Source organism: Nonomuraea sp. NPDC050536 (assembly GCF_044457685.1).
Lineage (GTDB): Bacteria > Actinomycetota > Actinomycetes > Streptosporangiales > Streptosporangiaceae > Nonomuraea.
Window position 1 is genome coordinate 127,703 of record NZ_JBITHD010000007.1, and the last position, 20,404, is coordinate 148,106.

The 20,404-nt window shown below is 71.1% G+C and carries 18 protein-coding genes; 10 read left to right on the forward strand and 8 right to left on the reverse strand.

What is annotated here, in order from left to right; genetic code table 11:
- Positions 1 to 51: 51 nt before the first annotated feature.
- From ACIBHX_RS21460 to ACIBHX_RS21475, 4 genes are read left to right on the forward strand one after another with little or no spacing between them, the layout of a single operon-like run.
- Positions 52 to 2,316: a hypothetical protein gene (locus tag ACIBHX_RS21460; protein WP_397068912.1), complete on the forward strand. Its 2,265-nt coding sequence runs from the start codon at positions 52 to 54 to the stop codon at positions 2,314 to 2,316.
- A 3-nt stretch (positions 2,317 to 2,319) separates the two neighbouring features.
- On the forward strand, positions 2,320 to 4,152 hold the full coding sequence (locus ACIBHX_RS21465; RefSeq protein WP_397068913.1) for a UvrD-helicase domain-containing protein: 1,833 nt from the start codon (positions 2,320 to 2,322) through the stop codon (positions 4,150 to 4,152).
- A 46-nt stretch (positions 4,153 to 4,198) separates the two neighbouring features.
- Positions 4,199 to 6,028: a sigma factor-like helix-turn-helix DNA-binding protein gene (locus tag ACIBHX_RS21470; RefSeq protein WP_397068914.1), complete on the forward strand. Its 1,830-nt coding sequence runs from the start codon at positions 4,199 to 4,201 to the stop codon at positions 6,026 to 6,028.
- A gap of 9 nt (positions 6,029 to 6,037) precedes the next feature.
- Positions 6,038 to 6,670 (forward strand): hypothetical protein, encoded by a 633-nt coding sequence (locus ACIBHX_RS21475; RefSeq protein WP_397068915.1) that lies wholly within the window; start codon positions 6,038 to 6,040, stop codon positions 6,668 to 6,670.
- Here the strand turns inward: ACIBHX_RS21475 and ACIBHX_RS21480 are convergent.
- Positions 6,667 to 7,287 (reverse strand): TetR family transcriptional regulator, encoded by a 621-nt coding sequence (locus ACIBHX_RS21480; RefSeq protein WP_397068916.1) that lies wholly within the window; start codon positions 7,285 to 7,287, stop codon positions 6,667 to 6,669. The two genes, ACIBHX_RS21475 and ACIBHX_RS21480, sit on opposite strands and share 4 nt — an antisense overlap.
- A gap of 47 nt (positions 7,288 to 7,334) precedes the next feature.
- Here ACIBHX_RS21480 and ACIBHX_RS21485 point away from each other — a divergent pair, with 47 nt between their 5' ends.
- Positions 7,335 to 8,792: an FAD-dependent monooxygenase gene (locus ACIBHX_RS21485; protein ID WP_397068917.1), complete on the forward strand. Its 1,458-nt coding sequence runs from the start codon at positions 7,335 to 7,337 to the stop codon at positions 8,790 to 8,792.
- Between the two features lie 101 nt (positions 8,793 to 8,893).
- Positions 8,894 to 10,024 (forward strand): hypothetical protein, encoded by a 1,131-nt coding sequence (locus ACIBHX_RS21490; protein ID WP_397068918.1) that lies wholly within the window; start codon positions 8,894 to 8,896, stop codon positions 10,022 to 10,024.
- Between the two features lie 3 nt (positions 10,025 to 10,027).
- Here the strand turns inward: ACIBHX_RS21490 and ACIBHX_RS21495 are convergent, their stop codons facing one another.
- Complete coding sequence (locus ACIBHX_RS21495) at positions 10,028 to 11,566, reverse strand: 2-isopropylmalate synthase (protein WP_397068919.1); 1,539 nt, start codon at positions 11,564 to 11,566, stop codon at positions 10,028 to 10,030.
- Positions 11,567 to 11,824: 258 nt separating this feature from the next.
- On the opposite strand from ACIBHX_RS21495, the gene ACIBHX_RS21500 reads away from it, so the two are divergent.
- From ACIBHX_RS21500 to ACIBHX_RS21510, 3 genes are all read left to right on the forward strand, one after another.
- Positions 11,825 to 12,538: a FadR/GntR family transcriptional regulator gene (locus ACIBHX_RS21500; RefSeq protein ID WP_397068920.1), complete on the forward strand. Its 714-nt coding sequence runs from the start codon at positions 11,825 to 11,827 to the stop codon at positions 12,536 to 12,538.
- 306 nt (positions 12,539 to 12,844) lie between these two features.
- Complete coding sequence (locus tag ACIBHX_RS21505; RefSeq protein WP_397068921.1) at positions 12,845 to 15,328, forward strand: penicillin acylase family protein; 2,484 nt, start codon at positions 12,845 to 12,847, stop codon at positions 15,326 to 15,328.
- A 63-nt stretch (positions 15,329 to 15,391) separates the two neighbouring features.
- On the forward strand, positions 15,392 to 16,192 hold the full coding sequence (locus ACIBHX_RS21510) for a hypothetical protein (protein ID WP_397068922.1): 801 nt from the start codon (positions 15,392 to 15,394) through the stop codon (positions 16,190 to 16,192).
- On the opposite strand, the gene ACIBHX_RS21515 is transcribed toward ACIBHX_RS21510, so the two are convergent.
- A complete protein-coding gene (locus tag ACIBHX_RS21515) occupies positions 16,145 to 16,597 on the reverse strand; it encodes a hypothetical protein (RefSeq protein WP_397068923.1) in 453 nt (150 codons plus the stop codon). The two genes, ACIBHX_RS21510 and ACIBHX_RS21515, sit on opposite strands and share 48 nt — an antisense overlap.
- A 75-nt stretch (positions 16,598 to 16,672) precedes the next feature.
- Between ACIBHX_RS21515 and ACIBHX_RS21520 the strand changes: the two genes are divergently transcribed.
- Positions 16,673 to 17,584: a hypothetical protein gene (locus tag ACIBHX_RS21520; protein ID WP_397068924.1), complete on the forward strand. Its 912-nt coding sequence runs from the start codon at positions 16,673 to 16,675 to the stop codon at positions 17,582 to 17,584.
- A gap of 45 nt (positions 17,585 to 17,629) precedes the next feature.
- Here the strand turns inward: ACIBHX_RS21520 and ACIBHX_RS21525 are convergent, their stop codons facing one another.
- The 5 genes from ACIBHX_RS21525 to mshB are packed head-to-tail and all read right to left on the reverse strand — an operon-like array spanning position 17,630 to position 20,404.
- Complete coding sequence (locus ACIBHX_RS21525; RefSeq protein ID WP_397069239.1) at positions 17,630 to 17,905, reverse strand: DUF6204 family protein; 276 nt, start codon at positions 17,903 to 17,905, stop codon at positions 17,630 to 17,632.
- The gene (locus ACIBHX_RS21530) at positions 17,902 to 18,555 is read right to left on the reverse strand and encodes a TetR/AcrR family transcriptional regulator (RefSeq protein WP_397068925.1); all 654 of its coding nucleotides are present in this window, start codon (positions 18,553 to 18,555) and stop codon (positions 17,902 to 17,904) included. The genes ACIBHX_RS21525 and ACIBHX_RS21530 overlap by 4 nt, the downstream gene beginning before the upstream one ends.
- Before the next feature lie 36 nt (positions 18,556 to 18,591).
- The gene (locus ACIBHX_RS21535; protein ID WP_397068926.1) at positions 18,592 to 19,089 is read right to left on the reverse strand and encodes a flavin reductase family protein; all 498 of its coding nucleotides are present in this window, start codon (positions 19,087 to 19,089) and stop codon (positions 18,592 to 18,594) included.
- A gap of 18 nt (positions 19,090 to 19,107) precedes the next feature.
- Positions 19,108 to 19,521 (reverse strand): DUF6113 family protein, encoded by a 414-nt coding sequence (locus tag ACIBHX_RS21540; protein ID WP_397068927.1) that lies wholly within the window; start codon positions 19,519 to 19,521, stop codon positions 19,108 to 19,110.
- Positions 19,522 to 19,531: 10 nt separating this feature from the next.
- Positions 19,532 to 20,404, reverse strand: a complete 873-nt coding sequence (gene mshB, locus ACIBHX_RS21545) for an N-acetyl-1-D-myo-inositol-2-amino-2-deoxy-alpha-D-glucopyranoside deacetylase (protein WP_397068928.1) — start codon at positions 20,402 to 20,404, stop codon at positions 19,532 to 19,534.

Here is a 20,404-nt window from a genome sequence, read left to right on the forward strand (position 1 = left end):
TGGGATGGCTGCGCCGAGACGGCGGAGTGAGGGGCTGGTGAACGGAACGGAATGAACTTCTGCCTGAGCGACCTCGTACCACCGTTGCGGTGGAGCGACGCGTCCAAGATCACGCTGCTCACGGGGCAGCCGGACCTGCCGGAAGCCTGGTGGCGGAGCCTGCCCATGCCGCGGGTGCTCGCGGCCATCGGCCCCGAGTCCCTCGGCGAGCTGCTCACGGAGATCGCCCTGGAGCACTGGCCCGCGGCCGCCGTGGGTGACGTGCTCCCGGCGCTGCACGTGCTGGACCCGGACGACGCCGACGAGCCCCACGTGGCGATCGCGCTCGACCGTGCGGGCTCCTGGACCGGCCTGCTCGCCCTCACCAGCCGCGAGCTCGCCGACCAGCCCTTCATCCAGGCGCGCCCGGTCCTCACGACGCTCTTCTCCGCGGTCCTGGTACGGCTGGCCTCCCCTGCCCCGGCACCCCACGCCGCATCCCCGGCGAAGTCCGCCGCCGAAGCGCCGGTGACCAAGGACCCCACCGAGCAATCGGTGGCCGGTGAACCCGCGTCACCCACCGAGGCGGTCAAAGAGCCGACCGCCAAGGATGCCACCGCGTCACCGCTGGAGGCCGCCGAGCACGAGGAGCCGGTTGCCGACGAGCAGGTGGCCGAGCAGCCCGCTGAGGAGCCGGTGGCCGACGAGCCCGCAGCGGCAGCCGCCGACGCCGTAGAGCTCGCCGAGGCGCAGGCCGAAGCCGACGAGCCCGTCCAGGCGCAGGCGAGTGCTGTTCAGCCCGCCGAAGCCCAGGCCGAGGCCGACGAGCCCGCAGCGGCCGAGGCCGACGAGCTCGCCGAGGCGCAGGCTCTCGAGCTTGCCGAGGCCGACGAGCCTGCCCAGGCGCAGGCGGGTGCTGTCCAGCCCGCCGAAGCCCAGGCCGAGGCCGACGAGCCTGCCGAAGCACAGGCCGCGGATGCGGAGCCTGCCGAAGCACAGCACGAAGCCGACGAGCCTGCCGAGGCGCACGCCGAAGCCCCCGAGGCGGAGGCGGCCGAGCTTGCGGAGGTTCATGCCGAGGCCGCCGAGTTCGCCGAGGAGCCGGCCGCGGATGCGGAGCTTGCCGAGGCCGTCGAGGACGCCGAGGATGCGGAACCTGAGGGCGAGGGCGGGCTTCTCGCCGCCGCCCCCTCGGCCGAGGCCGGGGCCGAGCTCGACGAGGAGGCCGCGCCGAGCGAAGCGGAACCCGAGCCGGCCGCCGCGGGCGAGCCCGTCGAGCTTGCGGACCTGATCGAGGCCGCGTTCGCGGGCCTGGACGACAAGAGCTGGGCGGTCGCGCAGAACCGGGTGTTCACCGACGAGCCGTCGGCCGTGGACCAGCTGGCCAAGCTGTTCGCCGTGCCGCCCGCCGAGATCGACCAGACCGAGACCCAGCTGCGTGCCAAGCTCGACCAGTGGCTGGCCAGCGACGAGGCCGCGCCGTACCGCGCGCATCTGGACGAGCTGCGCAGGACGATCGGCCCTGCCGCGCCCAAGGAGCGGCTGATCCGCGCCGCCGACTGGCACCGCAAGGAGATCCGCGCCCTGGAGGTCCCTGCCTGGCAGTTCGTCCTGGCCACGATGCCCGAGCAGCGCCAGGCCGCCCAGGAGGCCCCGCAGCCGGTGCAGGCCCAGGGGCAGCAGGCACCGCAGGCCGAAGCGCTCCAGGCTCAGGCGCCGCAGGCCGACGGGCCACGCGAGCAGGAGCCGCAGTTCCACGCGTTCACCCCGGTGGCCCCGGCGCAGGGCAACGGAGTGGCGGAGGAGCCGCCCAAGCCGTACCAGCCGCTGAAGGACGTCGCCCACACCAGACGCTGCTTCCGCCAGCCGGACGGCCGCTGGTGGCTGCGGATCGACGTCACCGCCGAGCAACTGACCGGCGGCGAGTGCGCGCTCCCGACCGGTTTCGCCGCCTACCTGGACCTGTCGCCCGGCGAGAGCCGCACGGTCCGCAGCGCCGCGGGCGAGCTGACGATGACCTGGCACGGCAGGCCCGTGCTGGAGAACGTGGAACGGCTGCTTGCCGACGTGGGCGCCAAGGAGGGCGGCCACCTGTTCCTGACGCTGTCGGACGAGGGTGTGCTGCGCGCCAGGCACCTGCCGGTGGCCGCGGCGGGGGCAGAGAAGATCACCAAGGCGCTGCGCCTGGTCGGCTACACCGCTCCGGGCGGCACCAAGGACCAGGCGGCCAGGGTGATCGCGACCAGGATCGGGATGACGGGACCCGTCGGACTACCGGATCTGCTGACCAGGCTCCGCGAGCGCGGTGACCGCGACCTGCTCCAACTCCTGGACTGAGCCGTGCCGCGGCTGGCGATCGGCCCCGACTTCCCCCGGGAGCTCAGCGCACTGGATCACCCGGTGCGCAGGGACGTCGTGGTCGCGCTGCGCCGCTTCCTGCTCAACGCCGCCGGCGCCCCGCATCCAGAACGGGTCAGGGGCGCCCGCGACGCCAGGGTCGCCACGCTGCGGCTGACCGAGGGGCAGCGCGCGGTCGTGGTACGCCAGCGGGACGTCTACTGGCTGCGCAGCGTACTGCCGGACCCGGAGGCCTGGTCGGACGCCAGACGGCACCGCTTCGGCATCAACCCGGTGATCGGCGTCATCGAGGAATGGGACGCCGAGGCGCTGGACCTTGTCGAACCGGCGTTACGGCGGTCGGCGGGCGCGGCGCGGCTGTTCGACCCGATCTGCGACGGCGATCTGCTCGCGCTCGGCATCGACGTGCGGGCGCTGCCGCTGGTCAGGCTCATCACCACCGAGGCGGACGTCGAGGCGCTCGAGCCGCTGCTGCCGCCCACCCAGCACCTGCCGCTGGCCGTGCTGGCCCGCGGCGGCACGATGGCGGAGGCCTGGCAGGAGGTCGACGGCTGCCGCGCCGTGGCCGAGGAGCCGGGTCCGATCGACCCGGACGACTTCCACGCCGCGATGCGCCGCAGCCCTGACCGCGCGGTCTTCGTCGCGGACAAGATCCAGCTCGAGAGGGTGCTGGAGGCGCCGGACTGGTGCACGTTCCTGCACCCGCCGCAGCACCGGCTGGCCCGTGCCCCGCGCTACGACCACCCGGTGCTGGTGGTGGGCGGGGCGGGCACCGGCAAGACGCTGGTGGCCCTGCACCGCGCCGCGCACCTGGCCGAGCGCGGCACCGGTCCTGTCCTGCTGGTGACGTTCTCGCAGGGGCTCGCGGAGGACCTGACGGCCAGGCTGGACCTGCTCGTCCAGGACGAGTTGGCGCGCAAGCGGATCGAGGTGGGCAACCCGGAACGGCTGGCCATGCGCATCGTGGCCGACGCGGAGGGCAAGCGTCCCGCCCTGGTCGGACCCGGCGCGCGCACGCTGGCCGAACTGACCGACGAGGCGCTGCGGCTGCTGTCCAGGACGACCGGGGACCTGCTCGACGACGTGCTGGCCGATGGGGACCCGGTGCGCAAGCCGTACCGGCACATCGTGGTGGACGAGGCGCAGGACATCAGCCCCGCGCAGTGGCGGCTGCTGCGGGCGGCGGTGCCGCGCGCGCCCGACGACCTGTTCATCGTGGGCGACCCGCACCAGCGCGTGACCGACACCCATATCGCGCTCGGCGCGGTCGGGATCCCCGCGGTCCAGCACACGCTCAAGGTTTCGTACCGCCTGCCCCAGGAGATCCTTTCCTTCGGTGTCCGGCTGCGCGGTGGTGGTCCGGCGGATGGCCTGGTCAAGGGCTATGCCGCTCTGTACGGCTTCCGCGCCACGCACAACGGGGAGCGGCCGGTGATCAGGGCGTACGACACGCCGGAGGCCGAGCTGGCCGGGCTGGCGCACACCGTGGACGCCTGGCTGGACGAGGGCGTCCCCGCGGACCGGATCGCGGTCGCGGCCCGCACCAGGCCGCTGGTGAGCGCGGCCAAGCGGGCGCTGGGCGAGCGTGCGGTGCGGGTGGCGACGTTCCAGGGGCTCAAGGGCCTCGAATTCGAGCGTGTCGCGGTCATCGCGGTGACGGAGGGTGTCGTTCCCGAACCTCCGCCGGCCGATCCCGCGGCCCGCGCCCGAGCCTTACAACGGGAGCGGAGCATGCTGTTCGTAGCATGCACGCGGGCCCGCACCCTGCTCTACATCTCTCACTCCGGACGGGGCAGCCCATTTCTGTCCCTCTGATCACATAGTCTGAACTGCGGAATCTCCCCTTGCCGGTTGGACCCCTATGAACCTCAGCCTGAGCGACCTCGCGCCACCCCTGCGCTGGACCCCACCTGGTCAGATCGCGCCGATCGTGGAAGAGCCCCAGCTGCCCGAGGCATGGTGGGCGGCGATTCCGCTCGACCGCGCGTGCGCCCTCGTGGGGACCCAGACGGTGGCGGGCCACCTGGCCGAATTGGCGGTGGCCTGCTGGGGTCACCTGCTCGTCGGCGACATCCTGCCGTTGCTGCGCTTCTCCGACCCCGCCGAAGCCGAGCGCACGCCCGAGTCGCTGGGCAAGGACGTCGTGCAGAAGCTGTTCGGCGGCGTGTTCGACCGGCTGCTCGAGCCTGCGCCGCAGCCGGTCGTGCCCAAGGCGGACAAGCCGCTGCCCGAGCCGATCGAGGACGTGTTCGCGGCGCTGGACGATCGGCAGCGGGCCATCGCCAGGGACCGGCTCTACGCGGGGCAGCGGGCCACGCTGGACGAGCTGGCGCAGCGGTTCTCGGTCACGCGGGAGCGGATCAGGCAGATCGAGCGCGACCTGCGCGACCACGTGGAGGCCTGGCTGGCAAGCCCTGAGGCGGCCGGTCTGGTGGCGCACGTGTCGTGGCTGCGGGGGCGGCTCGGCTCCGCCGTACCCGCCGACGATCTGGCGGCGGCGGTGCCCTGGCACCGTGGCGAGCTGCGGACGCTGGGGATCCCCGTGTGGCGGTTCGTGCGGACGCTGCTGACCGGCTACGAGCAGGCCGACGGCTGGCTGGTCGCGGGCGGGGCGGACGAGCTGCGGGAGAAGACCAGGCAGCTGTTCGCCGACGGGCCGCGGCCGCTGGGCGAGGCGGTGGCCATGGTCACCCAGCTCGGCGTGCGCGAGGACGTGGCCGAGCGGTGGATCCTGGCGGTGCCGCAGCTGCGGGTCCTGGAGCAGCACGTGGTGCCGTGGCCGCGCAGCATCAACGAGAAGGCCGAGGCGGTGCTGGCGGTGGCGGGGCGCCCGCTGTCGCCCGAGGAGATCCAGGAGCGCATCGGCGAGGACTACAGCCTGGTCGGCATCCGCAACCAGCTGACCGCCGACGAGCGCTTCCTGCGGGTCGACCGCAACAAGTACGGGCTGGCGCGCTGGAGCGGCGAGGAGTACCTGGGCATCAGGGAGATGATCGCCAGGGAGATCGAGCGGGCCGGGGGCGAGGCCTCGGTCAGCACCATCGTGACGAACCTGACCTCCAAGTACGAGGTCAGCGAGAGCTCCGTGCGCGCCTACTCGGGCGGGCCCGGGTTCGAGCGGACACAGCGCGGGTGGATCCGGGTGGCCGGGTCCGGGGACGTCGAGCCGTACCAGCCGCGCAAGGACGTCTCGGAGACGCGGCGCAGCTTCCGCAGCCGCGACGGGCGCTGGTGGCACCGGGTGGACGTCAACGCCGAGCACCTGCGCGGCTCGGGTTCGCCGCTGCCGACCGGGTTCGCCGCCTACCTGGGCATGGCGCCGGGCGGGCAGCTGACCGCCGCCACGCCGTCGGGCGACGTGGTGATCTCCTGGCACAACCAGCCGACAATGGGCTCGATCCGCAACGTGCTCGCCGACTTCAAGGCCGGCGAGGGCGACCACGTGTTCCTGACCGTGTCTGACGGCGGCGAACTGCTGACCCGCCACCTGCCGGCCGCGCCGCCGTCGATGCCGCCGCTGAACCGGGCGCTCTACCTCATCGGCTACACCGCGCCCGTGACGTCGGAGCTGGAGGGGCTGCGCCTGATCGGCGCCAGGATCGGGCTGCCCGACCTGGCGGCGCGCGAGGAGGTGCTGGCGCGGCTGCGCGAGCGTGGCGACCGCGACATCCTGGGGTTCCTGGGCAGCTAGGCTCGGAGGATGCTGCGCCTGTACGACCCGCGGACCGGACACGTCGAAGAGCTCGCCGCCAAGCGGGCCATGCGCGTGTACAGCGAGGGCGACCTGCGTACGCTCCTGCTGTCTGACGTGATCCGGCGCGTGCTCGAGCGGCACCGGGTCCGCACGGTCGCCTGGTGGGCCGACCTGCCCTCCTACGCCGGCGAGCTGAACCTGCGGCCGCCGGAGCACTTGGACGGCAGCGCGGACTTCGATCTCGAGGTCGGCCCCGGGCGCCGGGTCGAGGCCGCGCCCATGCCCGACCTTCCCGACGTGCCGGGTCTCGATCCGCTGGCCGTACGGCTGGCTCTGCTGCAGGGCCACTACCGGCAGCCCATGACGCTGACCGCGCAGGCGCTCGGCGAGGCGGAGGCGGCGCTGCTCGGGTGGCGTTCGCAGGTGGCCACGTGGGCCGAGTCGCCGAGCGCGCCCCTGGCCTCGCACGTGGCGCAGGTCCTGGAGCGCTTCGACGACGATCTGGACACACCCGGGGCGCTGCGGGAGCTGGCGGCGCTGGCGGAGGATCCCGCGGTGCCGGCGGGGGCCAAGTTCGAGTCGTTCCTGCAGGTCGACCACGTGCTCGCGCTCGACCTGTCCTCGCAGATCGGCCGCTAGACCCCGGCCAGCCCCTCGCTCAGCAGCGCGAAGGCCTGCTCCGCCTCTTCCGCCGCCGAGGGGAAGCGGTCGTCCGCCGTCTGGCCGCCGGTGAGATGGCGGGCGTTGTCCAGGGCCAGCAGCCACTCGACGGCCACCACCTGGGTGGCCGCCACGCGCGCGGTCAGCGCCGGGGCGCCCGCGGTCTCCTGGAGCGCCTCGGCCAGCGCCCGCTCGGCACCCTCCTGGAAGCGGGTCATCCTGGCCACCAGGGCCGGGGTCCGCAGGATCATGCCGGTCAGCGCGAGGATCTCCGGGATGTCGTTGAGCCCGGTGATCGGATCCCGCCTGCGCAGGCCGTCGAGGAAGTGGTCCCGCAACGCCTCGATCGGCGTGGCCCCCTGCGGGCGGGCGCGGACCACGCGGGCGGCCTCGGCCTCGTGGTCGGCGAAGCGGTGCACCACGAGGTCCTCCTTGGCCGGGAAGTAGGCGAACAGCGTGCGCCTGGAGACCTCGGCCGCCTCGGCCACCTGGGTGATCGAGACCTGGTCGAAGCCGTGCTGCAGGAACAGCGCGATGGCGGCCTCGGAGATGGCCTCGTGTGTTCGCTGCTTCTTGCGTTCGCGTAGCCCGGTCATGGCATCATTATATCTGCACTCGGTCTACATTTGCACTTGGAGGAGCTTTGCGTGAGACAGAGGTCGTCATCGTGGGAGCGGGGCCCACAGGGCTGATGCTGGCCTGCGAGCTGGCCCTGGCCGGGGTCGAGACGCTGGTGGTGGAGAGCCTGCCGGAGCGGATCCAGCAGACCAAGGGCGGCGCGATCCAGCCCCGCACCGCCGAGCTGCTGGAGCTGCGCGGCCTGCTCGAGCCGATCCAGCGCAGGACGCTGACGCGCGAGCCGGTCGGCGGGCACTTCGCGCTGCTGCCCGTGCCGCTGGACTACACCTCGTGGGACACCCGGCATCCGCACCCGATCGCGATCCCGCAGTGGGAGGTGGAGGAGGTGCTCGAGGAGCGCGCCACGAGCCTGGGGGCCGAGGTCGTGCGCGACGCGCCCGTGACGGCCGTGGAGCAGGGAGACGGGGTGGTGGTGACGGCTGGTGACCAGCGGATCAGCGCGCGCTGTCTGGTGGCCTGCGACGGCGGGCACTCCACGGTCAGGAAGCTGCTGGACGTGCCGTTTCCCGGACGGTCAGGGACGTACACGGCGATCCTCGCCGACATCCAGGTGTCGTCGGTGTCCGACCTGGTGCCGACCAAGATCGGACACATCAGCGACCTCGTACGGGAGGTCGACGGGCACTGGGTGATGCTGGTGCCGCTGGGCGGCGACCGGTACCGGTTCACCGGCGGGGAGCCCTCGCAGGTGTCGCGGCAGACGCCGGTGGCCTTCGAGGAGATCGCCGGCGCCCTCAGGCTCGTCTACGGGGAAAAGACCGTGCTGGCGGCGATCGAGAACGCCTCCCGCTTCTCCGACGCGACCCGGCAGGTGGAGTCCTACCGGGTGGGCGAGGTGTTCTTCGCCGGGGACGCGGCGCACATCCATCCGCCGCTCGGCGGGCAGGGGCTGAACCTCGGCGTGCAGGACGCCTTCAACCTCGGCTGGAAGCTGGCCGCCACGCTCCGCGGCCGGGCTCCCGCCGGGCTCCTCGACACCTACCACGACGAGCGCCACCCCGTGGGCGCCCAGGTCCTGCACCACACGGCGGCGCAGCGGGTCTTCGCCAACCCGCGGGTCGACGAGGACGTGCGGGCGCTGCGCGACATCTTCATGGACCTGATGCGCCTGCCGGAGGCCAACCGGCAGCTGGCCGGGCTCATGTCGGGCCTGGCGATGTCCTACGACCTGCCGGGCGACCACCCGCTGGTCGGCCACCGGGTCCCGGACGTCGACCTGGGCTCGATCCGCCTGTCGTCGCTCTTCCGCTCGGGCAACGCGGTACTGCTGGACTTCGCGGGCGTACTCCCGCCCGGCATCGAGGCCACCCGCGCCGAGCCCGTCCCCGGCCTCCCGGCAGCCCTCCTGATCCGCCCCGACGGCTACATCTCCTGGGCCACCGACACCACCCCCGACCTCGAGGCGCTGGCCGCGGCCGCCGCCCCGCACGCCATCGACATCGCCGGAGCGCCCTCTACATAACAGGTATGTAGAGATATTTCCGCTATCGATCACTTGACAGGACTGGGTGGTAAACAGTTGATCCCTTAGAAATCCTGAAGCTTTCAGAGGGAGCGTCACCGATGGTCGATTCCTCCATTTCCGTCGAGCACGACGGCCTCCGCAAGGCCGGTCTCAACACCGATTTGGTCCGCGACGAGCTCAACACCTTTCGGACCGGCGGGATGATCGACCAGGTGCGGCTTCCGCTCGCTGCGCTCGGCCTGATCGGCATGCCCGCCGCGATCCGGCACAACATGGGCGTGGACAACTATGCCGAGCGGCTGGGACATGGCGCGGAGTCGGCGGACTGGCTCGCCGGCAACCTGGGGAAGACCAACGGCAGCTACCTGGGCGCGAATGACGCCGCCATCCAGGCACTGGTGGCGCGCACCGCGAATGACTCGCGCGATGTGTACACGGACTACAGCGTGATCCCCAAGAAGCTGATCGCGAAGGACTACTCGGAGAACTGGCTCGGCCACAGCATCCCGCAGTCCGACTTGTCCGACGAACAGCGGAATCGGCTGCTGGAAGTCGGCTTTGGGGGTGCGGCCGTGGCCGGGGCCGCACGACTCGGCGCCTACGCGGCCGACCTGTATGGAGGGAGCACAGCGGGAAAGTACAGCGAGATGATCAAGGCCAGGCTCAACGGCGCCAAGTTGCTCTCGCCGTCGGTCCTGGTCCCGATCGCCATCTTCGCCGCCATCGCGATCAGGTCCGACTTCGAGATCGACCAGTGCGTGGGCGAGTGGCACACGCTCGCCGCGTGGATGTCCGGACTCTTCGGCGCAGGCGATCCCATGAAGCGGGAGGAACTGGCCAACGCGTGGGACAGCCCTGCACACGACTCGGCTGACCTGAAGCTGCGCGACTACGTCACCGCGGGCATCCAGCTCACCGATCGGGCCGTGGCCAAGTTCGACGCGCTGCGCAAGGCGGTCTACGCCCTGAACAGGCTGTACAAGATCCTCCTCTACACCACCACGGCGGAAGTGCTCCTCCTCATGGGGCTGAGCGTCGCCGCCACCTTCAACCCCACTGCTCTCCTCATGAAGGAGAGGTACGCGGCCAAACTCGGAATCACCTTCGCCGCTTTCTATGCCGCGCTCGGCGTGTTCTACGGCTGGAAGATGTGGCACGACATGGGCAACGACTCCGCCGTCGCCCAGCCGCACGGCGTGTCCAACGTGGACTTCCCGAGAGGCGCCTGACCGTCAGCGCCGCGATCGGGTGACCGCGGAGAGGACGGCGGCGTCCGGGGTGCGGCCCGCACCCCAGAACGTGCCGTTGGGGGTGCGGATCTCGGCGTAGGCGAGGTGGTCGTCGTGCTCGCGCGCGATGACCTCCGTGTCCGCCGGCACCGAAGCCGCGCCGGGGATCAGGTAGGTGGCGGTGAAGAGGGCGTGCAGGTCGGCGGCGCCGTACTCCTTGCCCGTGGCGTCCGTGGCCTGCTGCACGACGGCGGAGAACTCGGCGCGCATCCGGGGCGGCAGCGACAGACCGTAGTTGGCCTGAAGGAGGTGGGCGATGCCGCCCTTGCCGGACTGGCTGTTGACCCGGATCACGGCCTCGTACGAGCGTCCCACGTCGGCGGGGTCGATCGGCAGGTACGGGACCTCCCACAGCGCGCCCTTGCGGGTGGCGAAGCCCTTGCTGATCGCGTCCTGGTGGGTGCCCGAGAAGGCGGTGTAGACGAGGTCGCCGGCGTACGGGTGCCGGATGTGCACGGGCAGGCGGTTGCACTCCGCGACCGTGTCCCTGATGACGTCGATGTCCGAGAAGTCGATCATCGGGTCGACGCCCTGGGCGTGCAGGTTGAGCGCCAGCGTGACCAGGTCGACGTTCCCCGTGCGCTCGCCGTTGCCGAACAGGCAGCCCTCGACCCGCTGCGCCCCCGCGAGCATCGCCAGCTCGGCGCAGGCGACGCCGGTGCCGCGGTCGTTGTGCGGGTGCACCGACAGGATCACCGAGTCGCGCCTGGCCAGGTTGCGGTGCATGTACTCGATCTGGTCCGCGTACACGTTCGGCGTGGCGATCTCCACGGTGGCGGGCAGGTTGTGGATGACCGGCCGGTCCGGCGAGGCGTCCCACAGGGCGGTGAGCCCGTCGCAGATCTCCAGGATGTAGTCCGGCTCGGTCAGGTTGAACACCTCCGGCGAGAACTGGAACCGCACCTCGGGCCCCAGCCGCGCCATCAGCGTGGCCGCCTCCATGATCATGGCCTTGACCTCGGTACGGCTGCGCCCGAGCACCACGTCGCGCCAGATCGGCGCGGTGGCCGTGTACAGATGCACCACCGCCCGCGGCAGCCCCTCGATCGAGGCGAACGTCCGCTCGATCAGCTCGGCCCGCGCCGGCGTGAACACCACCACGGTCACGTCGTCTGGAATGTCCGTCCGCGTCGCCAGATACCGCACGAAGTCGTAGTCGGTCTGGCTGGCCGACGGGTAGCCGACCTCGATCTCCTTGAACCCCATCGCCACCAGCAGGTCGAACATCCGCCGCTTGCGCGGCGTGTCCATCGGCTCGGCCAGGGCCTGGTTACCGTCGCGCAGATCCACGGGCACCCACAGCGGCGCGCGCTCGATGATGTTGTACGGCCAGCGCCGATCGTCCAGCGCCGGGACCACCACCCGCTCATGGAACGGGCGGTACTTCTGGTACGGCATGCCGCTGCGCCGCTGCGGATTCCAGGAGGGCGCGCCGTCGGGCACGGGACCGCTGGGCGTGTTCAGCGTGGGAAACCCGGTCATGATTCCTTCTCTCCGGTCTCGATCGAACGACCGGCAGCACGACCACGCGCTCACCGGTCACAGAAGTCGGTCGACCAGGAAGGCGTCACCTGCGCCCTCACCGGTCGTGGGAGTCAGTCGACCGGCAGCACGGCACCCCGCGGCGGGGTGCCGGTCTGGTCAGGCCCCGCCGCGGCGGCCGAGAAGGAGAACCCGCAGCGTCATGCCGGGTATAGTGGCACACCTCAGCTCCTCAGACAACCTGAGAGGTTCTCTCACGTGGCCCTCGGCGAACTCCAGCCCAGCCCGCTGGTCGAGCAGGCGACCCGCACGCTGCGCGAACAGATCACCGGCGGCGCCTGGCCGGTCGGCACCAAGCTGCCCGCCGAGACGGCGCTCGCCAAGACGCTCGGCGTGGGCCGGTCCACCGTGCGCGAGGCCCTGCGCGCGCTGGCGGGCGCCGGGCTGGTGCAGGCGCGTCAGGGCTCGGGCGTGTTCGTGATCGCCGCCTCACCGGTGGAGGACTGGGCCTCCCGCCTGCGCCGGGCCGCGATCGCCGACGTGTACGAGGTGCGCATGCTCGTGGAGGTCGAGGCCGCCCGGCTGGCCGCCCACCGCCGCTCCCCTGACGACGCCACCGCGCTCCGTGCCGCCCTGGCCCGCCGCCAGGAACTCGCCCCCCGTCCCGGTGGCGTGTGGACCGGGGATTCCCGGGTCGCGTTCGTGGACGCAGACGTGGCGCTGCACGCCGCGGTGGTCGCGGCTGCGCACAACCCCGTGCTCACGGACCTGTTCGGCGAGTTCGTCCCCGCGATGCGCCAGGGCCTCATCGACCTGGTCGACCTGCTCGACGTGAGCACCATGGAAGCCGAGCACGGCGACGACGCCCACGCCGCCCTCGTAGCAGCCGTGATCACCGGCGACCCCGACACAGCCGGCCGCGTACTACACGAAGAACTCCAACGCACCCTCACCCACCTACGCACCCGCTAACCGAACAACCCAGTACCGCACCCACTACGCCGATCAACCCGACGCACACGGTGTAGGGCGGGGGGCGTTGAGGGGCGGGTGTGGCAGGGGCCGTACCGGGGCGCACGCCATCCGAGCGGGGTGAGGATGGCGCACGCGACAGCAACGTAGGCGATCCGGGGTTGCAAGCGGGTTGCCCTGGTTTCAGGGGACATGGGTTGTAAATCCGGGTGCGACAGCGGGGTTGGGGCCCCTGGCCTGCCGTACCTCAAGAAGGGGTTGATCTTTGGTCACGGGGTGTTCAAGCCAGTGCCAAACTTGGTGCCCATGAGGTTGAGACCCTACGCGTGGATGCCGTGGCCGCTGCGGTGGCTCGCCCGGGTGTTGACCGTTCTCCTGGTGCTGGCGCTGGTGCTCGCCGGGGTGCTGGTGTACACCGTGCGCAGGTCGTTCCCCCAGATGGACGGCCAGCTCCGCCTGCCCGGTTTGAGCGGAAATGTCGACATAAAGCGGGATCAGTGGGGGATTCCGCAGATCTATGCCGACACGGCCGAGGACCTGTTCATGGCCCAGGGCTACGTCCACGCCCAGGACCGCTTCTGGGAGATGGACTTCCGCCGCCACGTGACCGCGGGCCGCCTGTCGGAGATGTTCGGCAAGGCCACGGTCGACGACGACAAGGCCATCCGCACCATGGGCTGGCGGCGCGTGGCCGAGCAGGAGCTCCCCCAGCTCGCCGAGCCCACCCGCCGCTACCTGGACTCCTACGCCAAGGGCGTCAACGCCTGGCTGGCCGCCAACCCCGACGCCTCGGAGAGGAGCCTGGAGTACTCGATTCTCAAGCTGCAGAACGGCTCCTACACCCCCGAGCCGTGGACCGCGCTCGACTCGATCTCCTGGCTCAAGGCCATGGCCTGGGACCTGCGCTCCAACATGGACGAGGAGATCGACCGCGCGCTGGCCGCCACCAAGCTGCCCAGGCAGCGCGTCGAGCAGCTCTACCCCGACTACCCCTTCGACGAGCACTCCCCGATCGTCACGCAGGGCGCGATCAGGCGCGGCCGCTTCGAGGCTTCGGCGGAGCCGGCCCCCACAGGCACCCCGGCGCTCTTCCAGTCGGCAGCGGGCACGCTCGACCGGATCCCGAGCACGCTGGGCAGCGGCGAGGGCATCGGATCCAACTCGTGGGTGGTGTCGGGCGAGCACACCAAGAGCGGCAAGCCGCTGCTCGCCAACGACCCGCACCTGTCCCCCGCGATGCCGTCGGTCTGGTACCAGGCGGGGCTGCACTGCCGCCGGCTGTCGGACGCCTGCCCGTACGACGTCACCGGGTTCACCTTCTCCGGCCTGCCCGGCGTGGTCATCGGCCACACCGGCAAGATCGCCTGGGGCTTCACCAACCTGGGCCCTGACGTGGCCGACCTCTTCCTTGAGCAGGTCAAGGGCGACACCTACCGCTACAAGGACCAGTGGGCCAGGCTGACCGCCCGGCAGGAGACGATCAAGGTGGCCGGCGGCGACCCGGTCACGATCACGGTTCGCACCACCCGGCACGGTCCGCTGATCAACGACGTGATCGGCGACGTCAAGCCGTCCGACGGCGCCAACGCGGTGGCCCTGCAGTGGACCGCGCTGACCCCGGGCAGGACCGCCGACGCCATCTTCGAGATGAACAGGGCCACCAGCTGGCAGGAGTTCAGGCAGGCCGCCGCGTCGTTCGAGGTCCCCGCCCAGAACCTGATCTACGCGGACACGGACGGCACGATCGGCTACCAGGCGCCCGGCCGGATCCCGGTCCGCGCCAAGGGCGACGGCACCTGGCCGGTGCCCGGCTGGACGGGCGAGTACGACTGGGTCTCCACCATCCCCTTCGACGAGCTGCCCAGCGTGCGCGACCCCGACGTGGGCTACATCGTCACCGCCAACAACGCCGTCATCGACCCCCGCCGCTACGAGCCGCTGCTCACCAGGGACTGGTCGTACGGCTACCGCTCCCAGCGCATCCTGGACCGGCTGCAGCAGGAGACGAACAACGGCAAGATCGACGCGGCGACCATGGCCGCCGTCCAGCGCGACACCCGCAACGGCTTCGCCCAGACCCTGGTGCCCGAGCTGCTGAAGATCGACCTGGCGGGTCCCGCCGCCCAGGCCAGGGACCTGCTGAAGGGCTGGGACGGCGCGCAGGACATGGACTCGGCCCCCGCGGCGTACTTCAACGCGGTGTGGCGCCACCTGCTCAAGCTGACCTTCGACGACGACCTGCCTGCCGGAGCGCGGCCCGGCGGCGGCGACCGCTGGTACGAGGTGGTCGGCCGGCTGCTCGACACCCCGGACGACCCGTTCTGGGACGACATCACGACCGAGCGCGTCAAGGAGACTCGCGACGACATCCTGCGGCAGGCGCTGGCCTCCGGCTATCAGGAGCTGGCCGACCGGCTCGGCCCGGACGTCAAGGCGTGGCGCTGGGGCGACGTGCACCAGCTGAAGCTGACCAACGGCTCGCTCGGCACCTCGGGCGTCGCCCCGATCGAGGCGCTGTTCAACCGCGGCCCGTTCGGCGTGCCGGGCAGCAAGGACGCCGTGGACGCCACCGGCTGGAACGCGCAGAAGGGCTACGAGGTCACCGCGGTCCCGTCGATGCGCATGGTCGTGGATCTGAGCGATCCGTCGAAGTCGCAGTGGATCAATCTGACGGGCGCCTCCGGGCACGCCTTCAACGACAACTACTGGGACCAGGCCCCGCTGTGGACGAAGGGGGACCTCCTGCCGATGCAGTCGGAGCCCGTTCACACGCTCCGCCTACATCCGTAGGGGTAGCCGGGTTCTAGACAGAGGCCCGATTCGGCGGGGCGCGTGTCGCGGCACGATCGCGGCATGACTCGCCTCTGGTATGCGATCGGTGTCCTGCTCCTGCTCGCCGGGCTGTTCCATCTCGGCGTGCTCGTGGTCGAGGGCGGTCCGTGGGACGGGCCGGTGTCGTTCCGCAAGCCGTTCACGTTCGGAATCTCGTTCGGCCTGAGCGTGCTGACGATGACGTGGGTGGCCCAGTACGTCAGGACGCGCCGGCGGGGCCTGCTGGTCGGCGCGTTCGCCGTGGCGTCCGCGTACGAGGTCTTGATGATCACGGTGCAGGCGTGGCGGGGCGTACCCTCGCACTTCAACATGTCCACCACGGTCGACTCGCTGATCGCCCGCTCGCTGGCGATCGGCGGCGGGGTGCTGATCGCCGTGGGCATCGTTATGACCATTGCCGCGTTCCGCCGCAATCCGGACGTGCCGCCGAGCATGAACCTGGCCGTGCGCGCCGGGTTCGGCACGCTGCTCGCGGCCTTGGTGTTCGGCGGCGTCATGATCGCCCGGGGCATGGTCGAGGTGTTCTCCGGCAACCAGGACCTGGCCTACACGGTGGCCGCCTCGGTCAAGCCCGCACACGCGATCTTCATGCACGGGGTGCTGCTGCTGCCGGCGCTGGCCGTCCTGCCGCTCGAGGAGGCCGTACGGCTGCGCCTGGTACGGCTGGCCACCTGGACCTACGTGGGAATCGCGGGGATCGTCGCGGCGCTGGCCGTGGCCGGGATCGAGCCGGTGAGCCCGTCGATCGCCTCGATCCTGGCCGCGGGCGCCGTGTCAGGACTCGGCATCGGAGCCCTGTCCCTGCGCCGGATCAGGTCGTGACCTCTTCCACCAGAGGGGACAGTGCGGGTACCCGCCGTCGTCGAGGCCCGCCAGGCGCTCGAAAGGGTTGTAGGAGGCCTGGTGGCCACAGAGCATGATCGAGACGAGCATGGACAGCAGGTAGAGCGGGAGCATCGGCAGGCCCGCGCACCAGGCCCACTGCGTGGAGTGTCGCCCCTCGTGCAGCACGAGCCGGTCGTCGAGCGACTGCTCCTTGGTCAGGATGACGTTGCCCACCGTGAACGCCCCGGCGATCGGGAAGCGGTAACGGTAGCCGAAGGCGAACACCAGACCGTTGGGTCCCGGTGTCCTGGTGGCTCCGCCGACGACGGAGATGAGCAGCCCGAGGGGGGTGGCGAGGTTGATGTAGTTCACCACCCGGCGGAACCGGTATCGCCTGTCCATGCGTCTTAGCCTTGACCAATCTTGACAAGCCGGAATAATGATCCACGTCCTGAAATCTCCCACAAGAGCAGGATCATGCGATTCATCACCGTTGGCGCGCTGCTCGGCACCGTGGCCATGGCGGCTGCAGGCGGCCTCGCCATCACCCAGACCTCGTTCAGCGACCCACTTCCGTCCACCGGCATCCCCTTAGGCATTCGGGTGGCGTTACCCAACACGTCGACTCCGACCCCAACCCCTACGGTCGGGAAGTACACCCTGAAGACGAAGGTCGTCAAGAAGAAGGGCGTGTCCTATCTGGATGTGTCCATCAAGTACGACGGCGCGGCCCGCTTCACCGTGAAGCAGAAGGCGTGCAGAACCTCGAAGTCCTGTACGAGCTCCACGGCCGAGCTCCCCGTCACGACGGGCGCGGGCACGGCGGCCAAGAAGATCGGCAAGGGCGCCTACAAGCTCAAGGGCAAGCCCACGGTCAAGATCAAGGTCCTCCCCTGGCCCACCCGTACGGTCACCGCCACGCCCAGCGCCACGACCACGGTGACCGGCAGCGCGGCACCCGCCGCCACGGTCACGGTCAGCAACCAGGCCACGGTCACCGAGCAGGCCACCGTCACACAGGAGGTCACGGTCACGGCCGCGCCCTCGGAGAGCTCCTCGGACTCGGCCCCGGCTCCCGCCGAGACGGTCACCGTCTACGTGACCTGCCAGCCCGGCACCTCGACCCCGAGCCTGCCCCCGACAGGAACCCCATCGGAAACCCCGTCAGGGACGCCGTCCACGGTCGCGGAAGCGCCATCCGACACACCGACCCCGACTCCGACACCCACCCCGACGCCGACCCCGACGGTGACCGACTCGCCCACGGCCACGCCGACCGTCTCCGACACCACGGTCCCGACGTGTCCCACCCCTGCCGGCACCCCGACGCCCCCGACTGAAACCCCCACCGGCACACCGTCCGGCTCCCCCAGCCCGGCGGCCCAGTAGCCGTAGCGCCGGCCGCCCCCGCGCTCCGGGGGCGGCCGCGCCGTGTCAGCCCTTCTTCTTGCGCCGGATCTTGATGTCGCGCATGTCCGTCACCGCGGTGCGCAGGACCCGGTACGGCACGCCGTACTTGTCCAGTGCCACGATCGCGCGGCCGGCGGCCTCGTTCTCGTCCTCGCCCTCGACCTGGCAGCGGAACGTGAACGACGACAGCGTCCCGTCGTGGGTGAAGGTGCCCTCCTCGGTGAAGCCGGCTCCCACGGCGGCCAGCACGGCCTCCCTGTCGGCCTCGGGCATCGACTCGAACGCGCCGGAAACGATCACTCTGAACAAGGTTTGTCCTCTCTGATGGCGTAACCGAGAATCCGCTCGCCCAGCAGCTGCTCGACCGTGTCCAGCAGTGCGAGCACCGACGTGGCGATCGCGTCGGGCGGCTCGCCGGCCGTGACGCGCCTGCCGATCTCGGCGTAGACGAGGGAGTGCACGCTGCCCAGGTGCCAGGCCACGACCCGGGTCAGCGGGTCGCCGGGCGCGGCCCCGGTCTCGGCGGCCAGCTCGGCCGCCAGCGCGTCGGTCATCTGCTCGGCCAGCTCGCCCAGCCGGGCGGTGAGCGTCGGCGCGGCCCGCATCATCTCCAGCACCCGCCCGAACCCTTCGGTCAGCCCCACCCGGCGGTCGCGCCGCCGCACCTCCTCGCGCAGGTGGTCGAGCACGGCCCGGACGGCCGGCACCCCCGCGGCCCGCGCGCGCACGATCGCGGCCAGCCGGTCGGGCGAGGCCTCGTCCGGCGGCAGGACGAGGTCCTCCTTGGTGTCGAAGTAGTTGTAGACGGTGTTGACCGACACCTCGGCGGCCTCGGCCACCTCGGCGATCGTCACCTGGTCGAAGCCGCGCTCCACGAACAGGGCGGTGGCCACCCGGGAGATCCGCTCCCGTGTCTGGCGCTTCTTCCGCTCTCGCAGTCCTTCACTCACACGCAAAGTCTAACTGCACTCCAAAAATGCAGTCGACTACAAAGATTTGTACCGGCCGTCGTGGTAGATCAGCGGCGAGCCGTCGTGCGGGGTGGCCAACGACAGCACCTCGCCGACCACGATCGAGTGGTCGCCGCCCGGGTGGACGGCCGTGGTGGCGCACTCCAGGGTGGCGAGGGCCTCGTCGAAGAGCGCGGCGCCCGATGTGGGGCCACGGTGGTGCGGCCAGCGCGACAGCTGCCCGTCGAGCGGGCGGCCGCGGTGGGCGAAAAAGCGGGAGGCGTCCTCCAGCGAGGCCGGCAGGATCGACACGGCCCAGGTCCCCGAGGCCATCACGGCGTCGTGGAAGCGGGCGACCTTCTCGGCGCAGAACAGCACGAGCAGCGGGTCCAGCGAGACCGAGGTGAAGGAGTTCACGGTCATGGCATGGTCGGCGCCGTCGAGGGCGGTGGTGACGATCGCGACACCGGTGGCGAACTGGCCGACGACTTTGCGGTAACTTGCCCGGTCGACGGCCCGCTCAAAGGAGTGCACGATCGCTACTTTATGTCCCTATGTCGGACTCTTCGGCAGCTGCCCACGCAGGAGCCAGGACCCGCTCCGCCGGGACGGGGGCGACAGGTAGAAGGCCACCACCACCGCGACCATCCCGCCGTACAGGTAGACGATTCCCGCCCATCCCTCGATGACCAGGTCACCGGGGGCGAGCTGGAACGACAGCGGCATCGACACCAGCAGCCAGCCCAGCGCGGGCAGCGCGGCGGCCAGCCGGGCCCGCATCACGCGCCCCGCGGCCAGGCAGACGCCGAACAGCACGATCACCCAGAAGATGGCGGCCACGGGGATCGAGGCCACCTTGAAGGCCTGGGTGAAGCCGCCCACCAGGCCCATGGCCAGCCCGAGCACGAACAGCATGCCGTAGGCCGCCCCTTTGAGAGCCGCCTCCGCATGGCTGCGTTGTTCCATGGCGCCGAGGTTAGTGGATGCCCGCGAACAGATCGTTCTCGCGGGTGTGCGGCTCGCCGAGACCGCCTGCTTCCAGCCGGACGCCCGGCGCGGCGGGTCCTGGCCGCCCGGCGGCCAGCACGAAGTGCTCGACGCCCAGCGCCTCCTGGCCGATGTTGTTGGACAGCGCGAACCACGGGTCGCGCACCGTGATCTGGGTGGCGTGCGCGCGCATCGCGTCGAGCTTGTTGGCCACCCACGGGCGGGCGTCGATCTCGGTGGTGATCACCCCGTCGGGGCAGCCGAACCCCAGGTCCTCCTCGATGAGGAAGCCGGTGCCCGCCTCGCGCAGCTCCTCGACGGAGCGCCGGATCACCGACCTGGCCTGGGCGGTGTGGTAGAACTTCGCGACCTGCCAGGGCGTGCCGTAGGCCAGGTCGAAGGCGCGCCTGGCGACCCGGTGCGCCTGGATGTGGTCGGGGTGACCGTAGAAGCCGTTGTCGTCGTAGCTGACCATGACCTGCGGCCGCACCTCGCGGATCACCTCCGTGAGCAGCGCTGCCGCCGCCTCCACGTCGGCCTGCCAGAAGGCGTCGGGGCGGTCGTTGGAGGCCACGCCCATCATCCCGGAGTCGCGGTAGCGGCCCGCGCCGCCCAGGAAGCGGTGGTCCTCGACGCCGAGCGCCTTGCAGGCCGCGGCCAGCTCGCCGATGCGGTGCTGCCCGAGCTCGTCCGGGCCCAGATCCGCCAGCTCGGGCGGGATGATCTCGCCCTCCTCGCCCAGCGTGCAGGTCACCAGCGTGACGTGCGCGCCCTGCGCCGCGTACCTGGCCATGGTGGCGCCGGTGCCGATCGACTCGTCGTCCGGATGGGCGTGCACGAGCAGCAGGCGTCGGTCCGTCAT

Bases quoted from the DNA above. Each gene is read 5' to 3' on its own strand.
- ACIBHX_RS21460 (WP_397068912.1), top strand. From the start codon at position 52: ATGAACTTCTGCCTGAGCGACCTCGTACCACCGTTGCGGTGGAGCGAC.
- ACIBHX_RS21470 (WP_397068914.1), top strand. From the start codon at position 4,199: ATGAACCTCAGCCTGAGCGACCTCGCGCCACCCCTGCGCTGGACCCCA.
- ACIBHX_RS21475 (WP_397068915.1), top strand. From the start codon at position 6,038: ATGCTGCGCCTGTACGACCCGCGGACCGGACACGTCGAAGAGCTCGCC.
- ACIBHX_RS21480 (WP_397068916.1), bottom strand. From the start codon at position 7,287: ATGACCGGGCTACGCGAACGCAAGAAGCAGCGAACACACGAGGCCATC.
- ACIBHX_RS21490 (WP_397068918.1), top strand. From the start codon at position 8,894: ATGGTCGATTCCTCCATTTCCGTCGAGCACGACGGCCTCCGCAAGGCC.
- ACIBHX_RS21495 (WP_397068919.1), bottom strand. From the start codon at position 11,566: ATGACCGGGTTTCCCACGCTGAACACGCCCAGCGGTCCCGTGCCCGAC.
- ACIBHX_RS21505 (WP_397068921.1), top strand. From the start codon at position 12,845: ATGAGGTTGAGACCCTACGCGTGGATGCCGTGGCCGCTGCGGTGGCTC.
- ACIBHX_RS21510 (WP_397068922.1), top strand. From the start codon at position 15,392: ATGACTCGCCTCTGGTATGCGATCGGTGTCCTGCTCCTGCTCGCCGGG.
- ACIBHX_RS21515 (WP_397068923.1), bottom strand. From the start codon at position 16,597: ATGGACAGGCGATACCGGTTCCGCCGGGTGGTGAACTACATCAACCTC.
- ACIBHX_RS21520 (WP_397068924.1), top strand. From the start codon at position 16,673: ATGCGATTCATCACCGTTGGCGCGCTGCTCGGCACCGTGGCCATGGCG.
- ACIBHX_RS21540 (WP_397068927.1), bottom strand. From the start codon at position 19,521: ATGGAACAACGCAGCCATGCGGAGGCGGCTCTCAAAGGGGCGGCCTAC.
- mshB (WP_397068928.1), bottom strand. From the start codon at position 20,404: ATGACGGACCGACGCCTGCTGCTCGTGCACGCCCATCCGGACGACGAG.